Consider the following 22,980-nt stretch of genomic DNA (forward strand, 5'->3'; position numbering starts at 1 on the left):
TATCTTCTGGCCATGCACACTGTCGCCGTCCTCGCGCTGGACCGGGTGATCCCGTTCGACCTGTCCACGCCGATCGAGGTGTTCACCCGCACGCGGCTCCCCGACGGGCGGCCCGGCTACCAGATCCGCGTGTGCGCCGAGCGAGCGGAGGTCGACGCGGGCGCCTTCACCCTGCACGCGCACTGGGGGCTGGACGGGCTCGACGGCGCCGACACGGTCATCGTGCCCGGGACCGCCGCACCCGCCGCCCCGCTGCCGCCTGCAGTGCGCGACGCGCTGCGGGCGTCGGCCGCGGACGGTACGCGCATCGCCTCCATCTGCTCGGGCACCTTCCCCTTGGCGGCCAGCGGGCTCCTCGACGGCCTGCGCGCCACCACCCACTGGGCGGCGGCCGACGCCCTGGCCGCCGCGCATCCTGCCGTCGACGTCGACCCCGGTGTCCTCTACGTCGACAACGGGCAGATCCTCACCTCGGCCGGCGCCGCGGCCGGTCTCGACCTGTGCCTGCACATGATCCGCCGCGACTACGGCTCGGCCGTCGCGGCCGACGCCGCGCGGCTGTCCGTCATGCCTCTGGAGCGCGAGGGAGGGCAGGCGCAGTTCATCGCGCACGATCACGCGCCCGCGCCCCAGGGGTCGCTCCTCGAACCGCTGCTCGCCTGGCTGCAGGACAACCTGGCCACCGATCTGACCCTGGCCGACATCGCCGCCCGCGCCGGAACCAGCACCCGGACCCTGATCCGCCGCTTCCGCGACCAGACCGGCACCACCCCGCTGCAGTGGCTGCACCGCGCCCGCATCCGCCGGGCGCAGCACCTGCTGGAGACCACGCAGCACTCCGTCGAGCGCATCGGCGGCCAGGTCGGCTTCGGCTCCCCTACGGCCTTCCGCGACCGCTTCAAGCGGACGACGGGTGTCAGCCCGCACACCTACCGCCGCAGCTTCGGTTGAGAGGGGCGCGCTCCAAGCAACTCGTGGTGCGACCTCAGAGGTCGCCGCTCTTCACGCCTGAGATGAACTCGTGCCAGGCGTCGGGGGGAAAGGTGAGGGTGGTGAGGTCTCTGTGCTGGGTGTCGCGGACGCGGACGGCGCTCTGTTCGGTACGGCATTCGAGGCACTCACTGCCTGCGTTGGAGTAGCCGGACTTGCTCCATTCGCCGTTGATCATGCGTGTTGAGCCTTCCTTATCAGGTCGACCGAGTCTGCTGGGGAGAGCGCCCAGCCTTGCAGGATGCCGAAAAGGGTGGAGAACCGCTGCACTTCCCGGGGGTTGTCGACCAGACCACCGCCGCTGGCGCTTTCAGTGAACGCAAGTGGTAGCCGGTCGGCGAAGGAGATCAACGTGAAGGCTCCTGATGCCTGGGCGATGTGGGTCGGCACGCCGTCGGGAACGACATATATACGCAACTGCCCTGATTCTGTCAGGTGGACCAGGTGGCAGAGCTGCTCGGCCACTGTCTCGGAGTCGCCGAGGCAGCCCCGGATCACCGCCTCCGGGACAACAGCCGAGAGCGCTGGGTCCCCCGCTTGCAGAAGGCGCTCGGCACGCTTGGTCTTGAGGGCCAAGATCGAATCGATCTCGCCGGGCTGATCCAAGGGGCGGCCGTATGAGAGGACGGTACGCGCGTAGGCGCTCGTCTGCAGTGATCCCGGTATCAGCGATGGATGATGGATCCGGAGCTCCACCGCAGCAGCCTCGGCATCCTCGACGCGCCTGTACCAGTCTGGATCTGCCGACCTGCGCGTGACATCCGACCAGCGGCGGAGCAGGGAGCCGTTGGTACTGAATGCCTGGTCCAATTCTCCTACAGTGTCCCTTTTTGGTACTCGCGTAGCTCGTTCAAGCTTCGAGAGCATTCCGGGGGTGATGGAGAGCAGGATTGCTGCATCATGCAGTGACATTCCTTTTGACGTGCGGATACGTCGAATCTCTCGTCCGAATGCGACCCAGTCCGAATGCTGTCGCTCTGCCATGGCCCAAGTCTGTACCAAAGGAATTCACTGCGGTACTGCTTTGGACAAATCTGCGACGGCCGAGGTCAATCTGTGGAGCATCGCACGCAGGTTCCCGGACGCTGGTGACAAGCAGGACCCCGGCGGGTGCGGAGACACCCCCGGGGCACGGTCCCCAGCTAAAACGGAGCTGACGACATGGCGATCCTATCCGTCCCGTTCGGTCTCTTCCTCCGGCTCGTGCGGCCCTCGCGCGGGCTGCACGCCGCTCCTCCGCGGTTCGCGAGGTTCGAGCCGTGACCGCCGCGCCTCTCGTCCCGCGCACGCCGCACGACATCCCGCCCGGCGGCGGCGTCCGCTCCCGCGACGGCTCGCTGCGCTGCTCTCGGCCGGTCCCTCCCCTGAAACAGGGGTGGCGACGGTGACCGAGGAATCCGGTACGCCCGGGCCCGCCCACCGACGGTGGGACTGCCGGCTGTGCAGCCGTCCCAGCAGTGGCGACGCCTGCAACTACTGCGGCAACCCCTGGGAGGCCAACCTGTCCCTGCCCCCGCTGCCGCACGACCTGCCGCACCACCTGCCGCACCACCTGCCGCCCGCTCCAGAGCGCGGCAGGGCGCCCGCGCCCGCGCGCCCGTCCGCGCCCCCGCACACGACCCGGCCGCGGGGGCGCGCCCGTCCCCGGGCCGCGCGTGTCCGCGCCTTCGTGCTCGCCCTTCGCCCCGCGCCCCCGGACGGGGGAGGCGAAACGCCGCCGTGAGCATCGAACTTGTTCCCGGGACCGCACTCGGCGGCGAGAATGACCGCAGGGACACGGTCGACGCAGTACGGCCGACACACCCGCGCTGAACCTTGGAGGCAGGCATGACGTCCGGGCACCACGCCGCGAACCCCGAACACGGGTCCACGGACCCGACCTCCGATCCGACTCCCGATCCGGATTCCGATGCGGCTTCCGACCCCGGATCCCTGAAAGCCGAACTCCTGGAGCTGGAGCACCGGGGTTGGCGCTCCCTGTGCGACGGCACCGGCTCCGAGGTCTACGGCTCGCTCATGACCGAAGACGGGGTGATGGTCCTCGCCCACGGCGAGGTGTTCGACCGCCCGACCGTCGTCGCCTCGCTGCGGCACGCGCCTCCGTGGTCCGGCTACGAGATCACCGACGAGCGCCTGGTCGGCCTGGGACCCGGCAGCGCAGCACTGGTATACCGGGCTACCGCCTACCGCGAGGACCCCGGGTCCGAGTTCACCGCGCTGATGTCCAGCGCCTACACGCGCCGTGACGGCACGTGGCGCCTCGCCCTCTACCAGCAGACCCCGGTCCCGCCGCCCGCTCGCGGCGCCGAAGGGGCGTGACCCTGCGCGCCGACACCATGGGGACGGCCGACCGGTGCCGGGGCCGACCCGGTGCCGGGCCGAGACTCCTCCGTTCCTGCGCCGCGGATACAGCGGACACCAGGGCGAGCATGGTGTCCGGCCGACCGACCGACCGGACCACTCCGCCCCGGACCGCGAACGGAGGCCCGGGCCCGGTCACCGGTCCTCGATCGCCTCGCGCAGCGCGGCGAGCAGGTCGGCGATGCCCGGCGGGCCGTCGACGACCAGGTCGGCTCGTGCGGCAAGCTCGGCGACCTCGTCGGAGCCGCTGCACACGGTGATGCCCGGGAGGCCTTTCTCGCGCAGGCGCTCCACGGCCTCGAAAGCGGCCAGGTCGCCGAGGTCGTCACCGGCGTAGAGAACGGCGGCGCCGTCGCCGGCGTCGGCCGCGACGCCGGCCAGTGCGGCGCCCTTGTCCATTCCGGCGGGCCGCAGCTCGATCACGCGGCGGCCGGGCTCGACGGTGAGCCCGGCGCGCTGGGCCAGTGCGGCCAGCGGAATGCGCAGGGTCTCCAGGGCCGCGTCGGGGTCGGCGGCCCGGCGGGTGTGCACCGCCAGCGAACGGCCCTTGTCCTCGATCGCGGTGCCCTCGTGGGCTCCGGTCTTGCGCAGCAGCTCGGGAAGCTCCTCGCGGACCAGAGCGACACCGGCGGGCGGCTCGGGTGCGGTGACGCGGCCGTCCTCCCAGCGCTCAAGGCCGTAGTGGCCCAGCACCAGGACGCCGTCGACGTCCGCGAGGCCGCCGTACTCGACCGCCACCGCGGCCGGCCGCCCGGTGATGATCACCAGGCGGCCGACCAGCGGCGCGAGGCGGGAGAGCTCGGCGGTCACGCCCGGATAGGCGCGTGCGTCGGCGGGATCGGAGACGATCGGTGCCAGCGTGCCGTCGAAGTCGAACGACAGCACGGCGTCGGCGGGACGCTGGACGATCCGGTCCAGCGCGGCCGCACCCTGCTCGGAACCGGGTGTGGGCAGAGGCATGAGCGGTCGTCTCGTTCCCGTTCGGGGTTGCGGGCGAAGGGAGTGGGCTGTGTCGTGCGGGTCGCGCCCTGACACGCCCCTCATCTGGAGTATGCCCTCGGATTGCGCGGCGGTCGTCGTGCGCCGCCGTGCGTCGCTGAACGTGCGCCGCTACAGCTGGATACCCAGTTGGCGGGCCGTGCGCCGGCGGCGGCGGTTGGCGCGCAGCCGGCGGAGCCGCTTGACGGTCATGGGGTCGAAGGCGAGGGCCTCGGGGCGGTCGACCAGCCCGTTGAGGAGCTGGTAGTAGCGCGTGGGAGAGAACCCGAACTCCTCGCGGATGGCCTGTTCCTTGGAGCCCTCCAGCTTCCACCACTGGCGTTCGAAGGCCAGGATGCGTTGTTCCCTCTCGTCGAGCTCGCGCTCCTCGCTGGAGGAAGCCGCGGGCGTCTCCGCTTCGCTGGGATGGGCGGAGGGTTGCTGATCGAATAGCCCTGGATCTGACATTGGGCGCCTCCTCGTCCGGATTGGCGCGACTCATGGTAGCGACTTCCCGTGGGGGGTGAGGAGGCGAACAATCATGATGGGGCCGCGGGGTAAGTGTTCCCTGTCCTCGGAGCCCCGCGGTCGGGCGCGGCGTCCCGGGTCCGGCCGCCGTGCCGGCCGCCGGACCGCCAAACTGCGCGTACGTGGAACAATGACCCGGATACCCGCCGAGGACGGGCCACGTGAGTCGGGGCTGGGGGTTGAGTGTTGGGCGTTACCGGCGTATCTGTGATCTGCCGCAACCGCGCCGCCGCGCGTATGGCCGGGGCGGTCGCGTGCGCGGTCGCGCTGCTGGCCCCGCCGGCGCCTCCGGTCGCCGCGAGCGCCGACACCGGCGGCGAGCTGCGGCCCGAGCAGTGGGGGATGGACGCCGTCGGCGCCGCCGATGCGGCTGACCGCAACGACGGCGGCGGCGTGCTCGTGGCCCTGCTGGGCGGCGGAGTCGACGCCTCCCACCCCGACCTCGGCGACGGCTTCACCGAGGGGGACGCCTTCGCCGCCGGCCCGGGATCGGGGGGCGGCGCGACACCCCTGGCCGGGATCATCGCTGGACGCGGGCACGGCCGGGAGTACACCGGCGGCGTCGTCGGCGTGGCCCCCGGCGCGGACCTGCTGTCCGTGCGCGTGGCCGAGGGCGGCGAGGACGCGTCCGACGCGCTCAACCAGGGCATCCGCTACGCCGTCGACGAAGGGGCCCAGGTGGTCCTGCTGCCGTCGGAGCCCGCGAGCGCCGAGCCGGACGAGGCGGTGGCCGCCGCTGTCGGCTACGCCAACCGCAACGGCGCCTTCGTCGTGGCACCCGCCGGCGAGGGCGGCTCCGCCTACCCCGGCGCCTACGAGGGCGCGATGGCCGTCGGCGCCGTCGGCGAGGACCTCGCGCTCACCGGCGACTCGCCCGCATCCGGCGTCGACCTGGTGGCCCCCGGCGCCGGGGTCCGCGCTCCAAAGGCGGGCGGCGGCTACACGACCGCCGAGGGCACCGCTGCGGCCGCAGCGTTCGTCGCCGGCGCCGCCGTGCTGGTGCGCGCCGAGTACCCCCAGCTGCGGCCCGGCGAGGTCGCCGACGCGCTCACCTCGGGCACCCGCGACGGCGCGGCGGGCGCACAGGCCCCCGGCTACGGCGCGGGCGTGCTCGACGCCCCCGCCGCCATGGAGCGGGCCGCCTCCTCCGCCGAGGGCGAGCCGCTGTTCGACGAGGGCTTGGCCGACCAGCCCCGCGCGGAGGAGTCCGGGCTGCCGGTCTGGGCGCTGTGGACGGTCGGCGCGCTGCTGGCCGTGCTCGTGGCCCTCGTCGCTGCGCTGCTGGTCCGGCGCGCCGGTGCGAACCCCTACGACCTGCCTTCCCGCCGGTCCGGGCGCGGACGCGGAGGCGCCGAGGACCAGGGGGAGCGCGACGACCGCGAGCCGGTCGGCGCGGAGGCCCGCTCCGGCGGCACGCGGCGCACTCCGGCGGCGCGCCGCCGCGGCGGGCGCCGGCGGCGCTGAGACCCGTGCCGCTGCTCGCCGCGGCGAGCAGCTCCGGGCCGGGTCCGGCCGGGCTCCCCGGTGCGGTGGTCCGGTGCGGGAGTGCCGACCGCGCCCGGCGGCTCCCGTGCGCAGGCTTCCGCGAGAACAGGCAGGCGGCGCGGAGCGCGTCCCCGGGGGCGGCGACTCGACCGGCGTCCGGCGCCCGGCGACCGGCGGGCGCAGAGCGCCCCCGCGCACCCGCGTACCGCCGCCAGCCCCGGCGACGCCGGGGATCCCGGCCGCCGAGCACCTCCCGCGGCCGTCCCTGCCGTGCCGTTGAGTGACCGCGGGCGAGCTGTACGTGGCCTCTGAACAGGCGTTTTCCCCGATGGGCGCCTTGACGAAGGGCGCCGGGCATAGAAGTCTGGCGGAATGTCCCCCAACGAGTCGACCGACCGGTCGCCCCTATCCCGCACACCCGGCGTCCCTGCGCCCCTCCCCTCGCGGCGGGGAGGCGACGTCGCGCAGGCGGCCGCAGCCGCGCTCGCCCCGCCGCCGCACTTCGTCGACGGCCGGGTGGTGGTCGTCGAGGCCGACCCGAAGTGGCCCTACCTGTTCCAGCGCGAGGCCGACCGCATCCGCGGGGCGCTGGGCGCCGCCGCGCTGGAGGTCGAGCACGTCGGATCCACGGCGGTGCCCGGCCTGAGCGCCAAGCCCTGCGTCGACGTGCTGCTCATCGTGCCCGACCCCGGCGACGAGGCGGCCTACCTGGCCCCGTTGGAGGCCGCGGGCTACGCGCTGTGGCACCGCGAGCCCGAGGCGGACGGCCACCGCGTGCTGCGCGGTCCGGACGTGAACACCAACGTGCACGTCTACGGGCCCGGCGCAGGAGAGGCCGAGCGGCTGCGGCTGTTCCGCGACCGCCTGTGCGCCGACGCCGGAGACCGCGAGCGCTACGACCGCACCAAGCGCGAGCTGGCGCGGCGCACCTGGGACAGCCTGGACGACTACACCGACGCCAAGGCCGCCCTGGTGGAGGAGATCATCGGCCGCGCCCGCGAGTCGGCGGCCGCGCGCGCCGAGTGACCGCCGCGGCGCACCGCCCGGCCGGGGCGCCGGCCCGCGCTGCTCCGGCGCCCGCGTGCGCCCGCCCGCTGGGGGAGCGCGCTACCTCAGGGCACGCAACTGCTCCTCGAACCAGCGCTTGGGCGGCAGCGCTGTGCCACTCTCGACCAGGCGCTCGCAGCGCGCGCGGCGCTCGTCGTCGGGCATCTCCAGCGCCTTGCGAAGCGCGCCCGCGGTCTGGCTGATGTCGTAGGGGTTGACCAGGAACGAGTTGGCGCCGAGCTCGTCGGCCGCACCGGCCTCGGTGGAGAGCACCAGCGCGCACCCGTCGTCGGAAAGCGCCGGAGCCTCCTTGGCCACCAGGTTCATCCCGTCGCGGATCGGGTTGATCAGCAGTACGTCGGCCATGCGGTAGGCGGCCAGCGAGCGCGGGAAGTCGTCGGTGAGCTCCAGGACGAGCGGAGTCCAGTCGGCGGTGGCGAACTCCTGGTTGATCTCCTTGGCCACCCGCTGCACCTGCTCGGTGTACTCGCGGTACTCCGGCACGTCGCCGCGGCTCGGGTAGGCGAAGGCCAGATGGGTGACCCGGCCCTGCCATTCGGGGTGCTCACGCAGCAGCTCGCGGTAGGCCTCCATGCCGCGCACGATGTTCTTGGACAGCTCGGTGCGGTCGACCCGCACGATGAGCCTGGTGTCGCCGACGCGCTCGCGCAGGGCGGTCCGCCACTCCTCGACGTCGGCCGCCGCCGCCCGCCGGCGCAGGCTGTCGGCGTCGGCGCCCAGTGCGTGCACTCCCACGTGGACCACCCGCCCGCCGAACTCCACGGTGCGCCGGTCCCAGTCGACATCGATCGGCAGGAACGTCTCGCAGCAGTGCAGGAACGCCTCGGCCCAGCGGCGGCTGAGGAAGCCGAGGTGGTCGGCGCCGAGCATGCCCTCCAGCAGCTCGCGGCCGACCTCGCCGGGCAGCATGCCGAAGTACTCCGGGGGCGCCCACGGGGTGTGCGAGAAGTGGGTGATGCGCAGGTCGGGGCGGCGCTGGCGGAGCATGCGGGGCACCAGGGCCAGGTGGTAGTCCTGCACTGCCACGCGGGCGTTGTCGGCGGAGCCGGTCAGCAGCGCTTCGGCGAAGGCGGCGTTGTAGGAGCGGAAGCCCTCCCACTGGGCGCGGAACGCGGCGTCGAAGCGCGGCTTGTTGGGGGTGTCGTAGAGCATGTGGTGCACGAACCACAGCGTCGAGTTGGCCACGCGGGTGTAGGCGTCGGTGAAGGTGTCCGGCGGGATGTCGAGCATGCGCACGCGCATGCCGCCCAAATCGAAGCCGGCCAGGTCGAGCCGCGCCTCGGGAGCCCGGGCGGCGGCCGTGCGGTCCGCCTCGGACAGGGCGGCGCACACCCACAGCGTGTCGGTCGTCTCCGCGACCGAGCTCAGCCCGGACACCAGGCCGCCCCCGCCGCGCCGGTAGTCGAGGGAGCCGTCTTCGCCGATCGAGAAGGACACCGGTCCCCTGTTGGAAGCCACGAGGATCTGCGCCTTGTCCACCTGATCGTCCACCTCTCACCTGTCACCGTGAATCGCGCCCGACGTCTCATTGCACTACACCGGTACCGCTGACAACAGGGCCCGCTGCGCGAAGGTGTCATAGGTCTCGCCTGCCCGGGCCCCGCGCAAACCCGCCGGTTCCCCGCGGTCCCGGGGGAGAGCGCGCCGAATCCGGCCCCGGCGGCGCGGCGCCGCAGGTACGGGCGCCACTACCCCGGCGCAGCGGCGTCAGGCGTGTTACCCGGATCACTCTCCATGGAAATTCGGACGAAACGTGAGCTACAGTGGCGTGCGGATTCCGCTGCGCCCCCAGTGCCCAACTGCGGATCCCGACAACTTCATATTGCTCATCCAGAGGGGTGGAGGGACCGGCCCTGCGAAGCCCCGGCAACCATCTCGGTTTGCGCTACTCGCGATCCTGCGAGGCGGCCGAGGCAGGTGCCAACTCCGGCCTGGGGCCAGATCGGTCAGCCAGGAAAGATGAGGGGAGACGCCTCGCATGGCGATTACCGCCACGGAAACGGACACGCCCTCCGCCCGCGCCTTCGGCCCCGCCGCCGCGCTGTCCTGCCGCGAATGCGGCGAACGCTACGACCTCGCGCCCCGCTTCGCCTGCGAGTTCTGTTTCGGGCCTCTTGAGGTGGCCTACGAGTTCGGCGAGGTCACCCGCGAGGCCATCGCACGCGGTCCGAACAACGTCTGGCGCTACGCCGGCCTTCTCCCGGTGCCGGGCAACGTCGCCGAGCTGCCGAACATGAACCCCGGACTGACGCCGCTGGTGCGCGCCGACCGGCTGGCCGCCGAGCTGGGGATGCGCTCACTGCACGTCAAGGACGACTCCGCCAACCCCACCCACTCCTTCAAGGACCGGGTGGTGGCCATGGCCGTCGAGGCCGCCCGCACCTTCGGATTCCGCACCCTCTCCTGCTCCTCCACCGGCAACCTGGCCGGCGCCGTGGGCGCCGCCTCGGCCCGCGCCGGGTTCCGCTCCTGCGTGTTCATCCCCGCGGGCCTGGAAGAGGGCAAGGTCGTCATGGCGGCCGTCTACGGCGGCAAGGTCGTGGCCATCGACGGCACCTACGACGACGTGAACCGCTTCTGCTCGGAGCTGATCGGCGACCCGGCCGGCGAGGACTGGGGCTTCGTCAACGTCAACCTGCGGCCCTACTACGCCGAGGGCTCCAAGACCCTGGCCTACGAGATCGCCGAGCAGCTGGGCTGGCGCCTGCCCGAGCAGATCATCATCCCCATCGCCTCGGGCTCCCAGCTCACCAAGATCGACAAGGGCTTCCGCGAGCTGATCGAGCTTGGCCTGGTCGAGGACCGCCCCTACAAGGTCTTCGGCGCCCAGGCCACGGGCTGCTCACCGGTGGCCGCCGCCTACGAGCAGGGCCACGACGTCATCCAGCCGGTCAAGCCCGACACCATCGCCAAGTCGCTGGCGATCGGCAACCCCGCCGACGGCCCCTACGTCCTCGACGTCTGCCGGCGCACCGGCGGCGCGGTCGCCCGCGTCGACGACGCGGCGGTGGTCGACTCCATCTCGCTGCTCGCCCGCACCGAGGGCGTGTTCGCCGAGACCGCCGGCGGTGTCACCACCGGCGTGCTGCGCAAGCTGCTGGACGAGGGCACCCTCGACCCCCAAGCCGAGACCGTCGTGCTCAACACCGGCGACGGCCTGAAGACCCTGAACGCCGTCGAGGCCGGGGTCACCGCGACCATCAAGCCCTCCCTGGACGTGTTCAAGGAGGCCGGGCTGCTCTAGAGCGCCCGGACAACCCCCGCAACCGCCGGCCGGCGAGCGAGTCAAGGAGTTACCGCAGTCATGAGCGTCAGTGTCCGCGTCCCGACCATCCTGCGCACCTACACCAAGGACGAGGCCGAGGTCAGCGCCGAAGGCGAGACCGTGCAGGCCGTGCTGTCCGACCTGGAGGCCAAGTACCCCGGCATCAAGGCGCGCATCGTCGACGACGCCGGGAAGATCCGCCGCTTCGTCAACGTCTACGTCGGCGACGAGGACGTGCGGTTCGCCCAGGGCCTGGACACCCCGACCGCATCGGGCACCCAGGTCTCGATCATCCCGGCCGTGGCCGGAGGCTGCTGACCCCGGGCCTTCCCGGCGCGCCCGGCCGGATCCGGCCGGGCGCCCAGCCCGCGCCCCGCCGCCCCCGAGGGCGGGGCGCGGGCTTTTCCGCTTCCGGCCGCGAGGCGTCATTGACCTGCGGGTAACGCCGTGGCGAAGTCTGGTTAGGGCATTTGCACTCGCCTAGGGGGAGTGCTAATAATGGGGTCGCTGGCACTCTGACAAGCTGAGTGCTAAACCCTGGTTCGAGGCGATGAGGCCGAGGTCCCCGGCAGAGGGGTTGCCGGAAGCACCGCGGCCGTCCGTCGCGGGCGTCGGCTCGTACCTTCGCGTATCAGCCCGGTCTCGGGAGGACAAGAAGTCTATGGCAGCCAAACTGATCGCGTTCGACGAGGAGGCCCGCCGCGGCCTTGAGCGCGGCATGAACCAGCTCGCTGACGCTGTGAAGGTGACGCTCGGCCCCAAGGGCCGCAACGTCGTGCTGGAGAAGAAGTGGGGCGCCCCCACCATCACCAACGACGGCGTCTCCATCGCCAAGGAGATCGAGCTCGAGGACCCGTGGGAGAAGATCGGCGCCGAGCTCGTCAAGGAGGTCGCCAAGAAGACCGACGACGTCGCCGGTGACGGCACCACCACCGCCACCGTGCTCGCGCAGGCCATGGTGCGCGAGGGCCTGCGCAACGTCGCGGCGGGCGCCAGCCCGGTCGGCCTGAAGCGCGGCATCGAGTCCGCCGTCTCCCGCATCAGCGAGGAGCTGGCCAACCTGTCCAAGGAGGTCGAGACCAAGGAGCAGATCGCCTCCACCGCCTCGATCTCGGCCGGCGGCGACGTCCAGATCGGCGACGCCATCGCCGAGGCCATGGACAAGGTCGGCAAGGAAGGCGTCATCACCGTCGAGGAGGGGCAGACCTTCGGGCTGGAGCTGGAGCTCGCCGAGGGCATGCGCTTCGACAAGGGCTACATCTCGCCCTACTTCGCCACCGACCTGGAGCGCATGGAGACGGTGCTTGAGGACCCCTACATCCTCATCGCCAACCAGAAGATCTCCAACAACAACGAGTTCCTGCCGGTCGTCGAGAAGGTCCTGCAGGCGGGCCGTCCGCTGATGATCATCGCGGAGGACCTTGAGGGCGGCGCGCTGCAGACGCTGATCGTCAACAAGATCCGCGGCAACTTCAAGTCCGTCGCCGTCAAGGCCCCGGGCTTCGGCGACCGCCGCAAGGCCCAGCTCGAGGACATCGCGGTCCTGACCGGCGGCCAGGTCATCACCGAAGAGGTGGGCCTGAAGCTGGAGAACACCGAGCTGGACATGCTCGGCCGCGCCCGCAAGGTCGTGGTCACCAAGGACGAGACCACCATCGTGGACGGCTCCGGTGAGGCCTCCAACATCTCCGGCCGGGTCAACGAGATCCGCAACGAGATCGAGCGCACCGACTCCGACTACGACCGCGAGAAGCTGCAGGAGCGCCTGGCCCGCCTGGCCGGCGGTGTCGCGGTCATCAAGGCCGGTGCCGCCACCGAGGTGGAGCTCAAGGAGCGCAAGCACCGCATCGAGGACGCGGTGCGCAACGCCAAGGCGGCCGTCGAGGAGGGCATCCTGCCCGGCGGTGGTGTGGCCCTGCTCCAGGCCGGCGTCCCGGTCTTCGAGAAGCTGGACCTGCAGGGCGACGAGTCCATCGGCGCCGACATCGTCCGCCGGGCGATCGAGGAGCCGCTGAAGCAGATCGCGATCAACTCCGGCCTTGAGGGCGGGGTCGTCGCGGAGAAGGTGAAGAACATGGAGGCCGGCGTCGGGCTGAACGCCGCCACGGGCGAGTACACCGACCTGTTCAAGGACGGCGTCATCGACCCGACCAAGGTCACCCGCTCCGCGCTGCAGAACGCGGCGTCCATCGCCGGTCTGTTCCTGACGACCGAGGCCGTCATCGCCGAGAAGCCGGAGAAGGCGGGCGCCGCTGCGCCCGACGCCGGCGGCATGGGCGGCATGGACTTCTAAGGCCTCTCGGCCCGAGGTCGGCGAGTCCGGTACGCGAACTCAGCCACCTGCGACGAACGGGCGGTCCCCACTGCGGGGGCCGCCCGATTCGCGTTCACGGTCCGATCGCGCCATCGCGGCCGCTGCACCGTGTCGGCCCGGTCGGCCGGTGGTAGCGTCTTTCCCGCCTCCGCGGTGCGCGGGCGCAGCTCCGCCCGGGTCCGCACGCCGGTGCGCGAGCGTGCCGCGCCGCCGCGGAGCAGGCGGGCAGACCAGCACAGGAGGCCACGATGACCGCATCAAGCGTCCGGCCCGAGGAGCCCACTGCGGTGCTCGGCGCGATCGAGGAGGCCACCGGCCGCCTGCTGCGCACCGCCGCCGCCGCGCGCCCGGACCGGATCACCGACCCCTCGCTGCTTCCGGGATGGACGCGCGGCCACGTCCTGGCCCACGTCTCCCGCAGCGCCGAGGCGATGATCCGGATCCTGGAGGGAGCCCGCGAGGGTGTCCAGGCCGACATGTACGCCAGCGCCGAGGCGCGCGAGCGCGACATCGAGGACGGCGCCGGGCGGGCTCCCGAGGAGCAGGCGGCCGACCTCGAAGCCACCGCCGAGCGGTTGGCCGAGGTCGTGCGCACCATGCCCGAGGAGGCCTGGACCTTCGAGATCCGCCACCGCAGCGGCCGCGTCTTCCCGGCCGCGCGGGTCGTGTGGATGCGGTTGGCGGAGGTGGAGTACCACCACGTCGACCTGGACCTCGGCTACACGCCGGGCGACTGGCCCGCCTTCTTCACCGGCCCCGAGCTGGAGAGCCTCACCACGCGGTTCGCGGCCGACGAGGAGCTGCCGCCCGTCCTGCTGCGCGACACCGCGAGCGGGGCCGAGTACCGCATCGGCGCCGCCGCCGGCCCGGCGGTGACCGCGCAGGGTTCGGCCGGCGAGATCCTGGCCTGGCTCTCCGGCCGCGCCGACGGCTCCCGCCTCACGGTCCACCGCGGCGGCACCCCCGTCGAGGAGCCCGCCGCCGTTCTCCCTTCGCTCCCGCCCATGCTCTGACCCGCCGCGCCGCACGCCCGGCGGCCTCCCCGGGCCGCGTCGGCCGCGGACGCGCACCCCGGTGAAGGCGTCGCCGAACACCCATGGGCGCGCCTCGGAGTGCTCGATCGTCTCGGCGGGATGGCCGGGCGAGAACTCCGCCGCCGCACAACGGCGCCGGAAGGCCCTCGGGCAGCGCTGCGCCGACCGCGCCCGGGTTCACCGCGATGCGGGTCCGGGCGCGCGCCTCGCCGGTGAAGGCCGTCGCGCCCAGGAGCGGCTCCGCGACGCGGAGCCCGGTTCGGCCGAGCAGTCGGTTGCGGGACGCAAGCCGATCGTTCGGCGGCCCGGCGGCCTGTGCCCGCCGGCCCGCCGGCCGCGGGGCGGCGCAGGCGCTCAGGCGACGGTGCGCGCGCTCGACTCGAACGGGCCCGTTCCGACACCCCAGCAGACGATGCGCCGGGGGCGGATCAGGATCCAGGCGGGGCTGAAGGGGAACGAGGCGCCCAGGCGCGCACCGGTCTCCTCGCCGCCCTCGGTGCGGGTCTCAGCGCGCCCGCTGACCTCGATGCCGCGCGGGGTCCACGGGTCGACCGAGGCCAGGTCGTCGACGACGACGGCGACGTCGGGGTTGGCGGCGGCGTCGCGGAACTTCTTGCTCGGCGCCATGTCGAGACCGCCCACGGCGAGGCCGTCGTTCTCCGGGTCGTAGAAGACGCCGACCGGCTTGACCCGGGGTCGGCCGTCGGAGCCCACTGTGGCCAACCGGCCGAGGGGCTGCTCGTTCAGGTACTCGATCTCGGTCTGAGTGAATGCGCTCATGGCGGGCCGCGCTCCTTGTTCCCTGCTGTGTGCGGTGCCGCCGGCGGACTCGGCACGGCGGCACCACCACTGTGGCCACAGCGCCGCCGGCGCAGGAAGGCCGCGTTGAGAGTGGTAGTGGCAGGGACACGCCGGCGGCGAAGGAGGCACCTACACTTCGGCCATGGGCGAGAACGATCTTGGCGGGTTCCTGCGGCGGCGCCGCGAAGCGGTCACCCCCGGCGAGGCCGGGCTCCCGGTCGGCGGCAGGCGCCGCACACCGGGTCTGCGGCGCTCCGAGGTCGCCACGCTCGCCGGTGTCAGCGTCGAGTACGTCACCCGGTTGGAGCAGGGCCGCGACCGCCGCCCCTCCGGGCAGGTCCTCGGCGCCCTGGCCGACGCCCTGCGGCTGTCCCCCGTGGAGCGGCTGCACCTCTACCGGCTCTCGAAGGACGGCGGCGGCTCCCAGTGCACCGGCGAGCGGGCGCCCGCGCCGTCGGTGCGGCCCACCGTGCGCGCCCTGCTCGACCGCCTCGACCCCGAACCCGCCGTGCTGGTCGACCGCCGCTGCGACGTGCTCGCCACTACGAGCGGGTTCGACCGCGTCGCCGGCCCCCTCGGCCTGCTCGACGGCGACCCGCCCAACCTGGTCCGCTTCGTATTCACCGACGGCCGCGCGGGCGCCGCCCTTCCCGACTGGGAGCGGGTCGCCGACGAACTGGTCGCCGACCTCCGGTTCGCCACGATGCCCGCCGACCCGGAGGTGGCGCGCTTCGCCGAGGAGCTGTCGGTCACCGGCGGAGCGGCGTTCGCCCGGCGCTGGACCGAGCCGCCGACCCTGCCGGTGCGCACCGGGGTGCGCCGGTTCGCCCACCCCGAGGTCGGCGAGCTGCGGCTGGCCTACGAGACGCTGGACCTCTCCGACGCCGACGTTCTGCGTCTGGTCGCCTATCTGCCGGCGGACGAGGCCGCGTCCGCGGGGCTGGGGCGCCTTGTGGGTCGCGCTCCCGGGAGTCTGCGCGCGGTATCGGGTTGAGCGGGCGCGCCGCAGGTAGGCGGCGGAAAATCGCAGGTCAACGCTTAACCGGTTAAGTATCGACGGTCGAATGCGCTCAGGTGTGCCGGTCGCAACAATGGACGGATATGATTCCCGTCACTTTCGCGAGGCGTCCTGTTCGAACTCCGGAACCGAGGGGGACGACCCGCGGGAAACCGGCGGTACGCGCCGCAGTGTTTCCTGGTGAAAGGCACGACGTGCGGTATTCCGATTCCGCGCACCACGACGATTCCGCTCGCGGGCGTGGCCGCCGCCCGCGGGGGCGACGCCGTCCCGGAGCCGGGCGTACGTACCCCCGACCGGCCGGACGCGCACACCGACAGGCGCGCGCCTACACCGGTCCGGCCACCGCGCCGGGGCCGGAGTCGGAGTCGGGGCCGTGGCCGGTCGCCGGCCCGGCCGCGAAGAGGCCGGCCGCCGTGCGGACGAACAGGTCGACGGCCGGCCCGGTCGGCCCTTCTGGCCAGGCGAGCACGGTCCGGTGGGCGCTGGCGTCGGCCACCGGCACGTACACGACGTCCGGGCGGGGGTTGGCACCGGCGACGTGGCGCGGTACCAGGGCGACCGCCTGCCCTAGCCCGACCACCTCGATGACCTGGGAGATGTCGTGGACGAGCGGGCCGTGGGCCGCATCGGCGCCGGCGGCGGTGGCGGCCCGGTCCCGGCCCGACCAGTACCGCCGGGTCGCCTCGGTGTCGCCGGGCCAGCGCGGCAACGGCTCGCCGGCGAGGTCGGCGCAGCGCAGCGCAGTGCATCCGGCCAGCCGGTGGCCGGCGGGCACCGCGGCCACCCGCTCCTCCGAGCACAGCGGGCGCACCCGCAGGCCCTCGGTGTCGAAAGGCGTGCTGAGCAGGGCGAGGTCGGCTTCGCCGCTGCGCAGGGCCGCCTCCTGGGCGCGGTAGCCGGTGACGGCGATGTCGGTGCGCGCGGCGCCGGGCAGGCGTGCGTAGGCGTCGGCGATGCGCCGCAGCAGCCGCGTGCCGTGGCCGGGCGCCGCGGTGATGGTCAGCGCCGGGGCCGCCCGGCCCGCGCGCCGGGTGCGCCGCGACGCCGCGGCGGCGGCGTCCAGCACCTTGCGTGCCTCGCTGAGCAGAGTGTCGCCCGCGGGTGTCAGCCGGATGGAGTTGTGGCTTCGATGGAACAGGGGCGCGCCGAGGCGCCGCTCCATCTGCCGGATGGCGCGCGAAAGGGGCGGCTGGGAGATCCCCAGGCGTTCGGCGGCCCGGGAGAGATTCAGCTCCTCGGCCGCCGCCAGGAAGTAGCGCAATTCCCGTAGGTCGAACTCCTGCATACCTTTAGGGTAGCCTATCCTTCACAATCGGTATTTCCCGCGGGGCGGGCCCGCCTGTTCGAATGGACCGGTCCCCTGACAAAGGAGAACCGATGAAATTCCTGGTCCGCTCGGACGCGGTGCTGACCGACGCGGTGGTCCTGCTGGTGCGGCTCTGCGTCGGCGTCGTCTTCATCGCCCACGGCTGGGACAAGGTCGCCGGTCAGGGTGTCGGCGCGATCGTGCAGAGCAACCGCGAGCTGGGGATTCCCCTGCCCGAGCTGAGCGGGGCCTTCCTGGCCTACGGTGAGCTGATCGGCGGCGCACTGCTCCTTCTCGGCGTCGCCACCCGTGCGGGTGCGGCCGCTCTGACCGTGATCATGGTCGGCGCCTGGGTCTTCGTGCACAGCGGAAACGGACTCATGCTGGACGCCGGCGGCTTCGAGTACGTGATGGTGCTGGCCGCCGTCAGCCTGCTGATCCTGGCCCACGGGCCGGGGAGGTTCAGCGTCGACTCCGTGCTGGCCTCGGCCTTGGACGGTGGCGACGGCGGGCGCGGACCGCGCGCGGCCCGTACCGCCGAGGACCGGGCCGAAGCGGCCGGGTAGGCGCGTCCGCCGGCCCGCCCCGGGCACCGGCCCCGCCGTTGTGGCCGGAGGGGTTCGGCCGTGCGTGCCCCCTCCACCGCCTTGCGCCTTCCGCGCGCGTGCGCTCGCCGCCCGTGCGCGGAAGGCGCGGCGCACGGTCCGCCCTCGGCTCCTCAGTCGATCTCGCCGCGGCCCTGCAGTTCGTCGAGGACGCGGCGCACCGCCGGCGCGCAGAGGGGCCGGTCGGCGTGCGCGAGCCAGGCGAGGTCGGCGATCTCGGCCGCAGGGGCGGGTTCGCCCGTGTGCTCGGCGGTGTAGCAGGACAGGCGCACCCGCGTGCCCTCGGGGTGGCCGTCGGCGGCCTCGTCCACGACCGCGAACGGCGCCAGGGTCGCGGTACGCAGCGCCACTCCCACCTCCTCGCGGGCCTCCCGCGCGACGGCGGCCCCGTCGCTCTCGCCGGGCTCGCGCTTGCCGCCCGGCAGGTAGTAGAGGCTGCGGCCGCGCGTGCGTACGCACAGCAGCCGCCGGCCGCTGACGTGCACCCAGGCGAGCGCGTCGATCACGGGAGTCGGGACGGCCCCCGTCTCGGGTGGTGGCATGAATCCGACTGTAGGGCGTGTTGGACGGGTCGCCGTCCTGTTGCGCGGTGCCCCGGCACCGATCTCGCCGCGTTCGCGTCCGTCGGCAGCAGACCCGCCCCGGCTCCTTCCCCCGCCGTGCGGGAGCGGCACCGGTGGCTGCCGCGGCGCCCCGCGCCGCAAGATCAAGGCGTGGTCCTCCCCGCGGCCCTCCGCGGGCGCCGAGCGGGGCGCCCCCGGGCGCAGCCGGCCCTTCCGGTCCCTGACGCGGGCGCCCGGTGCGTGCGGTGCGGCGTACCGCGGCGCCCGGTCGCGCGGCACAACAGGTCCCGCTGAGCCCGGTGCGTGCTCGCACGGCGGGGTGTAGCCTCCTCCAACCATGTCCCAATCGCCTGTCTCGGGGGAATCGTGCGTCGACGTACTCTGGCCCGGGGCCGACCGCTCACCGCAGTGGCGCTCGCGGTCGCGGTCGCGGGATGCGGGCCGGTACCGGAAGCCGGGGAAGACGCGCCCAGCGGGCGGCCCGAGCCCTCGGGCGAGCCGGCGCAGGACGCGGAGTACCGCGACGACTTCAACGGCGACGGCTACGCCGACCTCGCCGTCCTGGCTCCCGGCTCCGGGGCCGGTGGGGCTGTCGGCGCGGGAAGGGTGGTCGTCCTCTACGGATCCGTCGGCGGCCCCGACCCCGGCACTCGGCAGGTGATCGACCAGGGCTCCGCGGGGGTGCCGGGGACGCCCGACGCGCGCGACGGGTTCGGCGCCACCGCGGCCGCCGGCGACTTCGACGGCGACGGCTGCGCCGACATCGCGGTGACGAGTACGTGGGAGGACCACGCCAAGCCCGAGGACGGCGCTCTCACGGTGCTGTGGGGCGGTGAGGCCGGGCTCAGCGGCGGGACGGCGGTGGACGGCTCCGTTCTTCCCGACCACGTCGAGGACCTCGTGAGCGGAGACTTCGACGCGGACGGCGTGCGCGACCTGGTCGCCTACCGCTCGGGCGACGGCTCCGTGCTGCTGAAAGGCCCGTTCACCCGGGAGGGAGGCGTCGCCGGGAAGCAGCCCGTCGCGCTGGGGAGCCTGGACCTGCAGGAGCTGGTCCCCGGGGACCTCGACGGCGACGGCGGAACCGATCTGGTCGTCATGAGCTCGTTCGAGGAGATGGGCGAACCCACTGCGGTGCTGCTGTCGAGCCCGTCCGGCCTGAATGGGGCCGACCGGAGCCTGGCGCCGGCGACCACCGGGGCGATCGGCGACATGAACGGCGACGGCTACGGGGACCTCGTCATGCGCGAGGTTCCCGAGGGCGTCATCGAGAACCTGCCCGGCGACCCCGGCACGCTCAAGGTGTTCTACGGCGGCCCGGGCGGCCTTTCCGGCAAGGCCACCGCGTTCACCAGGGACAGCGGCTCGGTGCCGGGGGAGGGCAACGACAGCGCCGGGTTCGGGTTCAAGCTCGGCGCCGGCGACGTGGACGGCGACGGCTTCGCCGACGTGCTTGCGGCGACCGGCATCGAGGCCCGGGGCGGCGAACCGATCGGCGACCCGGGCGGCGTCGTCGTCCTCAAGGGCGGGCCGGACGGGCTGACGACGGCGGGCTCGTCCATGGTCGACCAGGACAGCGCGGGCGTGCCCGGACAGGGGGAGGACGGCGACGGTTTCGGATGGGCGGTGCGCCTGGCGGACTTCGACGGCGACGACCGGATGGACCTGGCCGTCGGCGCACCCGGCGAGAACGAGGGGCGGGGCGCCGTGTGGACGCTGCGCTTCACCCGCAACGGCGCGGCCGCCACCGGCGCCGTCGGTCCGGACGTACTCGGCGTTACCGGCGGCGAGGTGAAGCTGGGCGGGGCGTTCGCGCGCTGACGGGCTCCCGCGGCGATGCGGGAGCCGAGCCGTAGACCGCGGGCCCGGGAACCCGCGGTCCCGCGCAGGCGTCCAAGACGTTCGTGCAGGATCTGTTCAACACAGCGCCGATCGTGGTGAAGCAGCCCAAGCGCTTCTTCATCGACGAGTCCGAATACCACTGCTACGACGGCCGCGGCCGCCACATCGCCCACGTCCACGAGATCGGTCTGGACGGCGGCATGCAGGCGCTGCGCCTTTTCGCGGGCAACACCGCCGGCTTCGCCCGCAAGGTGATGGTCGACGACGCCTGGCGGCGGCCGCGCCTGTACATCGAGAAGTCCTGGGCGATGTTCACGGCGACCACGACCGTCGCGCTGCCGGACGGCCGTCCGATCGGCTACATCGACCAGGACTTCACGTTCTTCAAGGCGGGGTTCCGGCTGCTCGACCCGTGGAAGCGGCACCTGGGCACGATCTCGGGCAACTTCATGGGCTTCGACTTCCAGATCACCGACGCCAACGACCACGAGGTCGCGCGGGTCGACCGGCGCCTGCCCGACTTCGGCGAACTCTTCACCGCCGCCGACACCTACGTCCTGTGGCAGCGCTACCCCACCCTCCCCGAGCCGCTGAAGACCCTGGTCATCGCCTCGGGCATCACCATCGACCTGGTGCTGATGGAGGGCAAGCGCTAGCCGGCCGCCACCTGCGGCCGGCGGGTACGGCGCGGCGGGGCCGACCGCTCGCGTGCGTGCTGTGCGGCCGGACCCGGGCGCCGCTGCTGCGCCGGCGCCGCCCGCTACCCCAGCTTGTCCAGCTGGGCGCGGTCCTCCTCGCCGAAGCGCTCTTCGAGCGCCTCCGGCGAGGCGTCGACGTCGATGCGCTCGACCGGCATGCCGCGGGCGGTCTCGATGGCGCCGAGGCGGCGCAGCGCGCGGTCGGCGGCGTAGTCCATCAGCTCCTTGTCGGAGAGCATGTACCGCTTCTCCTCTTCGTCGGGCTCGGGCTCGTTGCTGCGCTCGACGACCGCGGTGACGTGCGGGAGCAGTTCGTTGAGGCGCTCGGTGACCACGTCCCAGGTGCGGGCGTCGGCGGCGACGTGGCGGCGGCAGGTGAAGGTGCCCCAGGCCATGTGCCGCCGCTCGTCGTCGCCGATGCGCTTGATGATCTCGCGCATGCCGGGGAAGATCCCGCGGGCCGTGCAGATGTGGTTCCAGGAGTGGTAGCCGGTCAGGGCCAGCGAGCCCTCGATGATGTGGTTGTAGGTGACCGAGGCGCGCACCTGGTTGGCCGGGCTGGGATCGTCCACCAGCGCGTTCAGGGCGGCGGGCAGCTCCGAGTAGAACAGCGCGCGGTAGCCGGCGTTGTTCTCGACGAAGGGGTGCAGGTCCTCGGTGATTCCGACCGCGTCCAGCCACATCCGGAACACCTGGACGTGCTTGGCCTCCTCGAAGGCGAACTGCGTCAGGTACATCTCGTCGCCGAGTCGTCCCTCGGCGGCCATCGCGCGGATGAACGGCTGGATGTCCTCGGTGACCGCCTCCTCTCCGGCGACGAAGAGCGCGCACAGCCGCATGATCCGCATCCGCGGGCCCTCGGACAACTCCGCCCAGTCCTGCGCGTCGCGGCTCATGTCGATGTCGGCGGGGTTCCAGAACTTGGCGTTGCCCTTGGCGAACAGCCGCAGCGGGAAGGAGTCCCAGTTGAGCCCCCTGGCACGCAGCGAGTGGAAGCCCTGGCGCTGTTCGGGGGGAAGAGTGGGAGCGGTGTCGGCGGAATCGGTCATAGGGGGGCACCTCCGAGTCGGGTCGCCCCCATCATTGGACCCCGGTCGCGCGTGTGTAAAGGCGTGGCGCGGGGCCGCCGCGGACCGCGATACGGTCGGACATGCGCCCGGCGGCGGCGCCTCGTACATCCGCGGAGGTCCGGGGGCACGCCTTCGGCCCGCGGCGGGCGCCCCGCGTGTTCGACCGCGCATTGCCTGTTCGATTACCGGAGGAACGGGAGACAAACGTGTTCTGCGGCGATCCGGAGAGTTCCGGCTACGCGTCCTGCGCCGAGCAGGAGGGCCTGTTCGCGGTCGCGTCGCTGATTCCGGCGATGCTCGCTCTGGTGCTCATGGTCGCCGCGTTCGCCACGCCCGCGGTGCGCAGGAACCCGACGCTGCGCACGCAGACGCTCGGCTACTCGCTGATCGCCTGGTGCCTGGCCGGGTTCACCATCGTGCTGGGCGCGCTGCCTCCGCTGTAGCGCCCACCGTCCTACCCCGGCGCTGCGGACACCCGGGGAATCAGGCCTGCCAGGACGGGTCGCGTCCGATGAAGGCCATGAGCCTGTCCTGCGCAGAGGCTGTTGGGGCGACGGGCACCGCGGGACCGAACTGCCCGCTATCGCGCAGTAGCCGATCCATCGGCTCCATTGCCGCCAGCGCGGCGCCGGCGCGCTCCTGTCCAAGATCGGGCTCACGCCCGAGCGCCTTGGCGAGGTCCCAGGAGTGCATCCAGACATCGGGAGTGTAGAACTCGTCGATCGCCTCGTCCACGGGCTTGTCGCCGGTGTGCGGATTGCTGAGCACCCTCCCGGCGGGGTCGTCGAGGATGGCTTGGATGTCGGTGACGTGCCGCTTCCAGGCAGCGACCGGATCGGCGACGACGTGCAGCTCCGGGAGCTCGATCCCCGCCCCTTGAAGGAAGCCGCGGGACCATTCGACCAGGTGCTTCACGATGTCCAGGGCCGTCCACTCCGCGACCGGGCTGGGCCGCGCCCAGTCCCCGGCCGAGGCGGACTCGACCAGCGTGGTGAACCGGGCCGCGTCGTCGGCATGCCGCTGGGCCGGGCTCGTGGGCGCAGACGCCATC

The 22,980-nt window shown here is 72.9% G+C and carries 23 protein-coding genes and 1 riboswitch; of the genes, 13 read left to right on the forward strand and 10 right to left on the reverse strand.

Annotation, left to right across the window (positions count from 1 at the left end; genetic code table 11):
- Window positions 1-12: 12 nt before the first annotated feature.
- Complete coding sequence (locus ABD284_RS10845; protein WP_344142633.1) at window positions 13-951, forward strand: GlxA family transcriptional regulator; 939 nt, start codon at window positions 13-15, stop codon at window positions 949-951.
- A 34-nt stretch (window positions 952-985) separates the two neighbouring features.
- On the opposite strand, the gene ABD284_RS10850 is transcribed toward ABD284_RS10845, so the two are convergent.
- Together ABD284_RS10850 and ABD284_RS10855 are read right to left on the reverse strand one after the other, a co-directional pair.
- Entirely contained in the window at window positions 986-1,168 is a 183-nt protein-coding gene (locus ABD284_RS10850) for a DUF397 domain-containing protein (protein ID WP_344142634.1), read from the reverse strand.
- Window positions 1,165-1,974, reverse strand: a complete 810-nt coding sequence (locus ABD284_RS10855) for a helix-turn-helix domain-containing protein (RefSeq protein WP_344142635.1) — start codon at window positions 1,972-1,974, stop codon at window positions 1,165-1,167. The genes ABD284_RS10850 and ABD284_RS10855 overlap by 4 nt, the downstream gene beginning before the upstream one ends.
- A gap of 843 nt (window positions 1,975-2,817) precedes the next feature.
- On the opposite strand from ABD284_RS10855, the gene ABD284_RS10860 reads away from it, so the two are divergent.
- The gene (locus tag ABD284_RS10860) at window positions 2,818-3,309 is read left to right on the forward strand and encodes a nuclear transport factor 2 family protein (protein WP_344142637.1); all 492 of its coding nucleotides are present in this window, start codon (window positions 2,818-2,820) and stop codon (window positions 3,307-3,309) included.
- Window positions 3,310-3,486: 177 nt separating this feature from the next.
- Here the strand turns inward: ABD284_RS10860 and otsB are convergent, their stop codons facing one another.
- Entirely contained in the window at window positions 3,487-4,311 is an 825-nt protein-coding gene (gene otsB, locus ABD284_RS10865; RefSeq protein WP_344142638.1) for a trehalose-phosphatase, read from the reverse strand.
- Between the two features lie 150 nt (window positions 4,312-4,461).
- Window positions 4,462-4,797, reverse strand: coding sequence for a DUF3263 domain-containing protein (locus ABD284_RS10870; protein WP_344142639.1), 336 nt, complete (start codon window positions 4,795-4,797; stop codon window positions 4,462-4,464).
- 267 nt (window positions 4,798-5,064) lie between these two features.
- Between ABD284_RS10870 and ABD284_RS10875 the strand changes: the two genes are divergently transcribed.
- The gene (locus ABD284_RS10875) at window positions 5,065-6,321 is read left to right on the forward strand and encodes a S8 family serine peptidase (RefSeq protein ID WP_344142640.1); all 1,257 of its coding nucleotides are present in this window, start codon (window positions 5,065-5,067) and stop codon (window positions 6,319-6,321) included.
- A 393-nt stretch (window positions 6,322-6,714) separates the two neighbouring features.
- Window positions 6,715-7,368, forward strand: a complete 654-nt coding sequence (locus ABD284_RS10880; protein WP_344142641.1) for a GrpB family protein — start codon at window positions 6,715-6,717, stop codon at window positions 7,366-7,368.
- 81 nt (window positions 7,369-7,449) lie between these two features.
- Here ABD284_RS10880 and ABD284_RS10885 read toward each other — a convergent pair whose 3' ends face one another.
- Window positions 7,450-8,889 carry an alpha,alpha-trehalose-phosphate synthase (UDP-forming) gene (locus ABD284_RS10885; RefSeq protein WP_344142833.1) on the reverse strand — a complete coding sequence of 480 codons (1,440 nt, stop codon included), beginning with the start codon at window positions 8,887-8,889 and terminating at the stop codon, window positions 7,450-7,452.
- Between the two features lie 344 nt (window positions 8,890-9,233).
- Window positions 9,234-9,376: riboswitch (SAM riboswitch) on the forward strand.
- Between the two features lie 12 nt (window positions 9,377-9,388).
- Here ABD284_RS10885 and thrC point away from each other — a divergent pair.
- The 4 genes from thrC to ABD284_RS10905 all read left to right on the forward strand — a co-directional run bounded on the left by thrC (window position 9,389) and on the right by ABD284_RS10905 (window position 14,002).
- Window positions 9,389-10,654 (forward strand): threonine synthase, encoded by a 1,266-nt coding sequence (gene thrC / locus ABD284_RS10890; RefSeq protein WP_344142642.1) that lies wholly within the window; start codon window positions 9,389-9,391, stop codon window positions 10,652-10,654.
- Window positions 10,655-10,714: 60 nt separating this feature from the next.
- On the forward strand, window positions 10,715-10,993 hold the full coding sequence (locus tag ABD284_RS10895; protein ID WP_311546692.1) for a MoaD/ThiS family protein: 279 nt from the start codon (window positions 10,715-10,717) through the stop codon (window positions 10,991-10,993).
- 343 nt (window positions 10,994-11,336) lie between these two features.
- On the forward strand, window positions 11,337-12,968 hold the full coding sequence (gene groL / locus ABD284_RS10900; RefSeq protein WP_344142644.1) for a chaperonin GroEL: 1,632 nt from the start codon (window positions 11,337-11,339) through the stop codon (window positions 12,966-12,968).
- A 269-nt stretch (window positions 12,969-13,237) separates the two neighbouring features.
- Window positions 13,238-14,002 carry a maleylpyruvate isomerase family mycothiol-dependent enzyme gene (locus ABD284_RS10905; RefSeq protein ID WP_344142646.1) on the forward strand — a complete coding sequence of 255 codons (765 nt, stop codon included), beginning with the start codon at window positions 13,238-13,240 and terminating at the stop codon, window positions 14,000-14,002.
- A gap of 375 nt (window positions 14,003-14,377) precedes the next feature.
- On the opposite strand, the gene ABD284_RS10910 is transcribed toward ABD284_RS10905, so the two are convergent.
- Complete coding sequence (locus tag ABD284_RS10910) at window positions 14,378-14,803, reverse strand: PPOX class F420-dependent oxidoreductase (RefSeq protein WP_344142648.1); 426 nt, start codon at window positions 14,801-14,803, stop codon at window positions 14,378-14,380.
- A 163-nt stretch (window positions 14,804-14,966) separates the two neighbouring features.
- Between ABD284_RS10910 and ABD284_RS10915 the strand changes: the two genes are divergently transcribed.
- Entirely contained in the window at window positions 14,967-15,818 is an 852-nt protein-coding gene (locus ABD284_RS10915) for a helix-turn-helix domain-containing protein (RefSeq protein ID WP_344142649.1), read from the forward strand.
- Window positions 15,819-16,170: 352 nt separating this feature from the next.
- Here ABD284_RS10915 and ABD284_RS10920 read toward each other — a convergent pair whose 3' ends face one another.
- Window positions 16,171-17,130 (reverse strand): LysR family transcriptional regulator, encoded by a 960-nt coding sequence (locus ABD284_RS10920; RefSeq protein ID WP_344142650.1) that lies wholly within the window; start codon window positions 17,128-17,130, stop codon window positions 16,171-16,173.
- Window positions 17,131-17,222: 92 nt separating this feature from the next.
- Here ABD284_RS10920 and ABD284_RS10925 point away from each other — a divergent pair, with 92 nt between their 5' ends.
- Window positions 17,223-17,717, forward strand: coding sequence for a DoxX family protein (locus tag ABD284_RS10925; protein WP_344142651.1), 495 nt, complete (start codon window positions 17,223-17,225; stop codon window positions 17,715-17,717).
- A 152-nt stretch (window positions 17,718-17,869) separates the two neighbouring features.
- On the opposite strand, the gene ABD284_RS10930 is transcribed toward ABD284_RS10925, so the two are convergent.
- The gene (locus ABD284_RS10930; protein WP_344142652.1) at window positions 17,870-18,298 is read right to left on the reverse strand and encodes an NUDIX hydrolase; all 429 of its coding nucleotides are present in this window, start codon (window positions 18,296-18,298) and stop codon (window positions 17,870-17,872) included.
- Window positions 18,299-18,685: 387 nt separating this feature from the next.
- Here ABD284_RS10930 and ABD284_RS10935 point away from each other — a divergent pair, with 387 nt between their 5' ends.
- Together ABD284_RS10935 and ABD284_RS10940 are read left to right on the forward strand one after the other, a co-directional pair.
- Entirely contained in the window at window positions 18,686-20,140 is a 1,455-nt protein-coding gene (locus ABD284_RS10935; RefSeq protein ID WP_344142654.1) for an FG-GAP repeat protein, read from the forward strand.
- Window positions 20,141-20,223: 83 nt separating this feature from the next.
- Window positions 20,224-20,817 (forward strand): phospholipid scramblase-related protein, encoded by a 594-nt coding sequence (locus ABD284_RS10940; protein WP_344142656.1) that lies wholly within the window; start codon window positions 20,224-20,226, stop codon window positions 20,815-20,817.
- Window positions 20,818-20,921: 104 nt separating this feature from the next.
- Here ABD284_RS10940 and ABD284_RS10945 read toward each other — a convergent pair whose 3' ends face one another.
- Window positions 20,922-21,908: a R2-like ligand-binding oxidase gene (locus ABD284_RS10945; RefSeq protein ID WP_344142657.1), complete on the reverse strand. Its 987-nt coding sequence runs from the start codon at window positions 21,906-21,908 to the stop codon at window positions 20,922-20,924.
- 227 nt (window positions 21,909-22,135) lie between these two features.
- Between ABD284_RS10945 and ABD284_RS10950 the strand changes: the two genes are divergently transcribed.
- Window positions 22,136-22,372: a hypothetical protein gene (locus ABD284_RS10950; RefSeq protein ID WP_311546682.1), complete on the forward strand. Its 237-nt coding sequence runs from the start codon at window positions 22,136-22,138 to the stop codon at window positions 22,370-22,372.
- A 40-nt stretch (window positions 22,373-22,412) separates the two neighbouring features.
- On the opposite strand, the gene ABD284_RS10955 is transcribed toward ABD284_RS10950, so the two are convergent.
- The gene (locus tag ABD284_RS10955; protein ID WP_344142658.1) at window positions 22,413-22,979 is read right to left on the reverse strand and encodes a maleylpyruvate isomerase family mycothiol-dependent enzyme; all 567 of its coding nucleotides are present in this window, start codon (window positions 22,977-22,979) and stop codon (window positions 22,413-22,415) included.
- Between the last annotated feature and the right edge of the window lies 1 nt (window position 22,980).

Source organism: Streptomonospora arabica, assembly GCF_039531585.1.
Taxonomy (GTDB): domain Bacteria; phylum Actinomycetota; class Actinomycetes; order Streptosporangiales; family Streptosporangiaceae; genus Streptomonospora; species Streptomonospora halophila.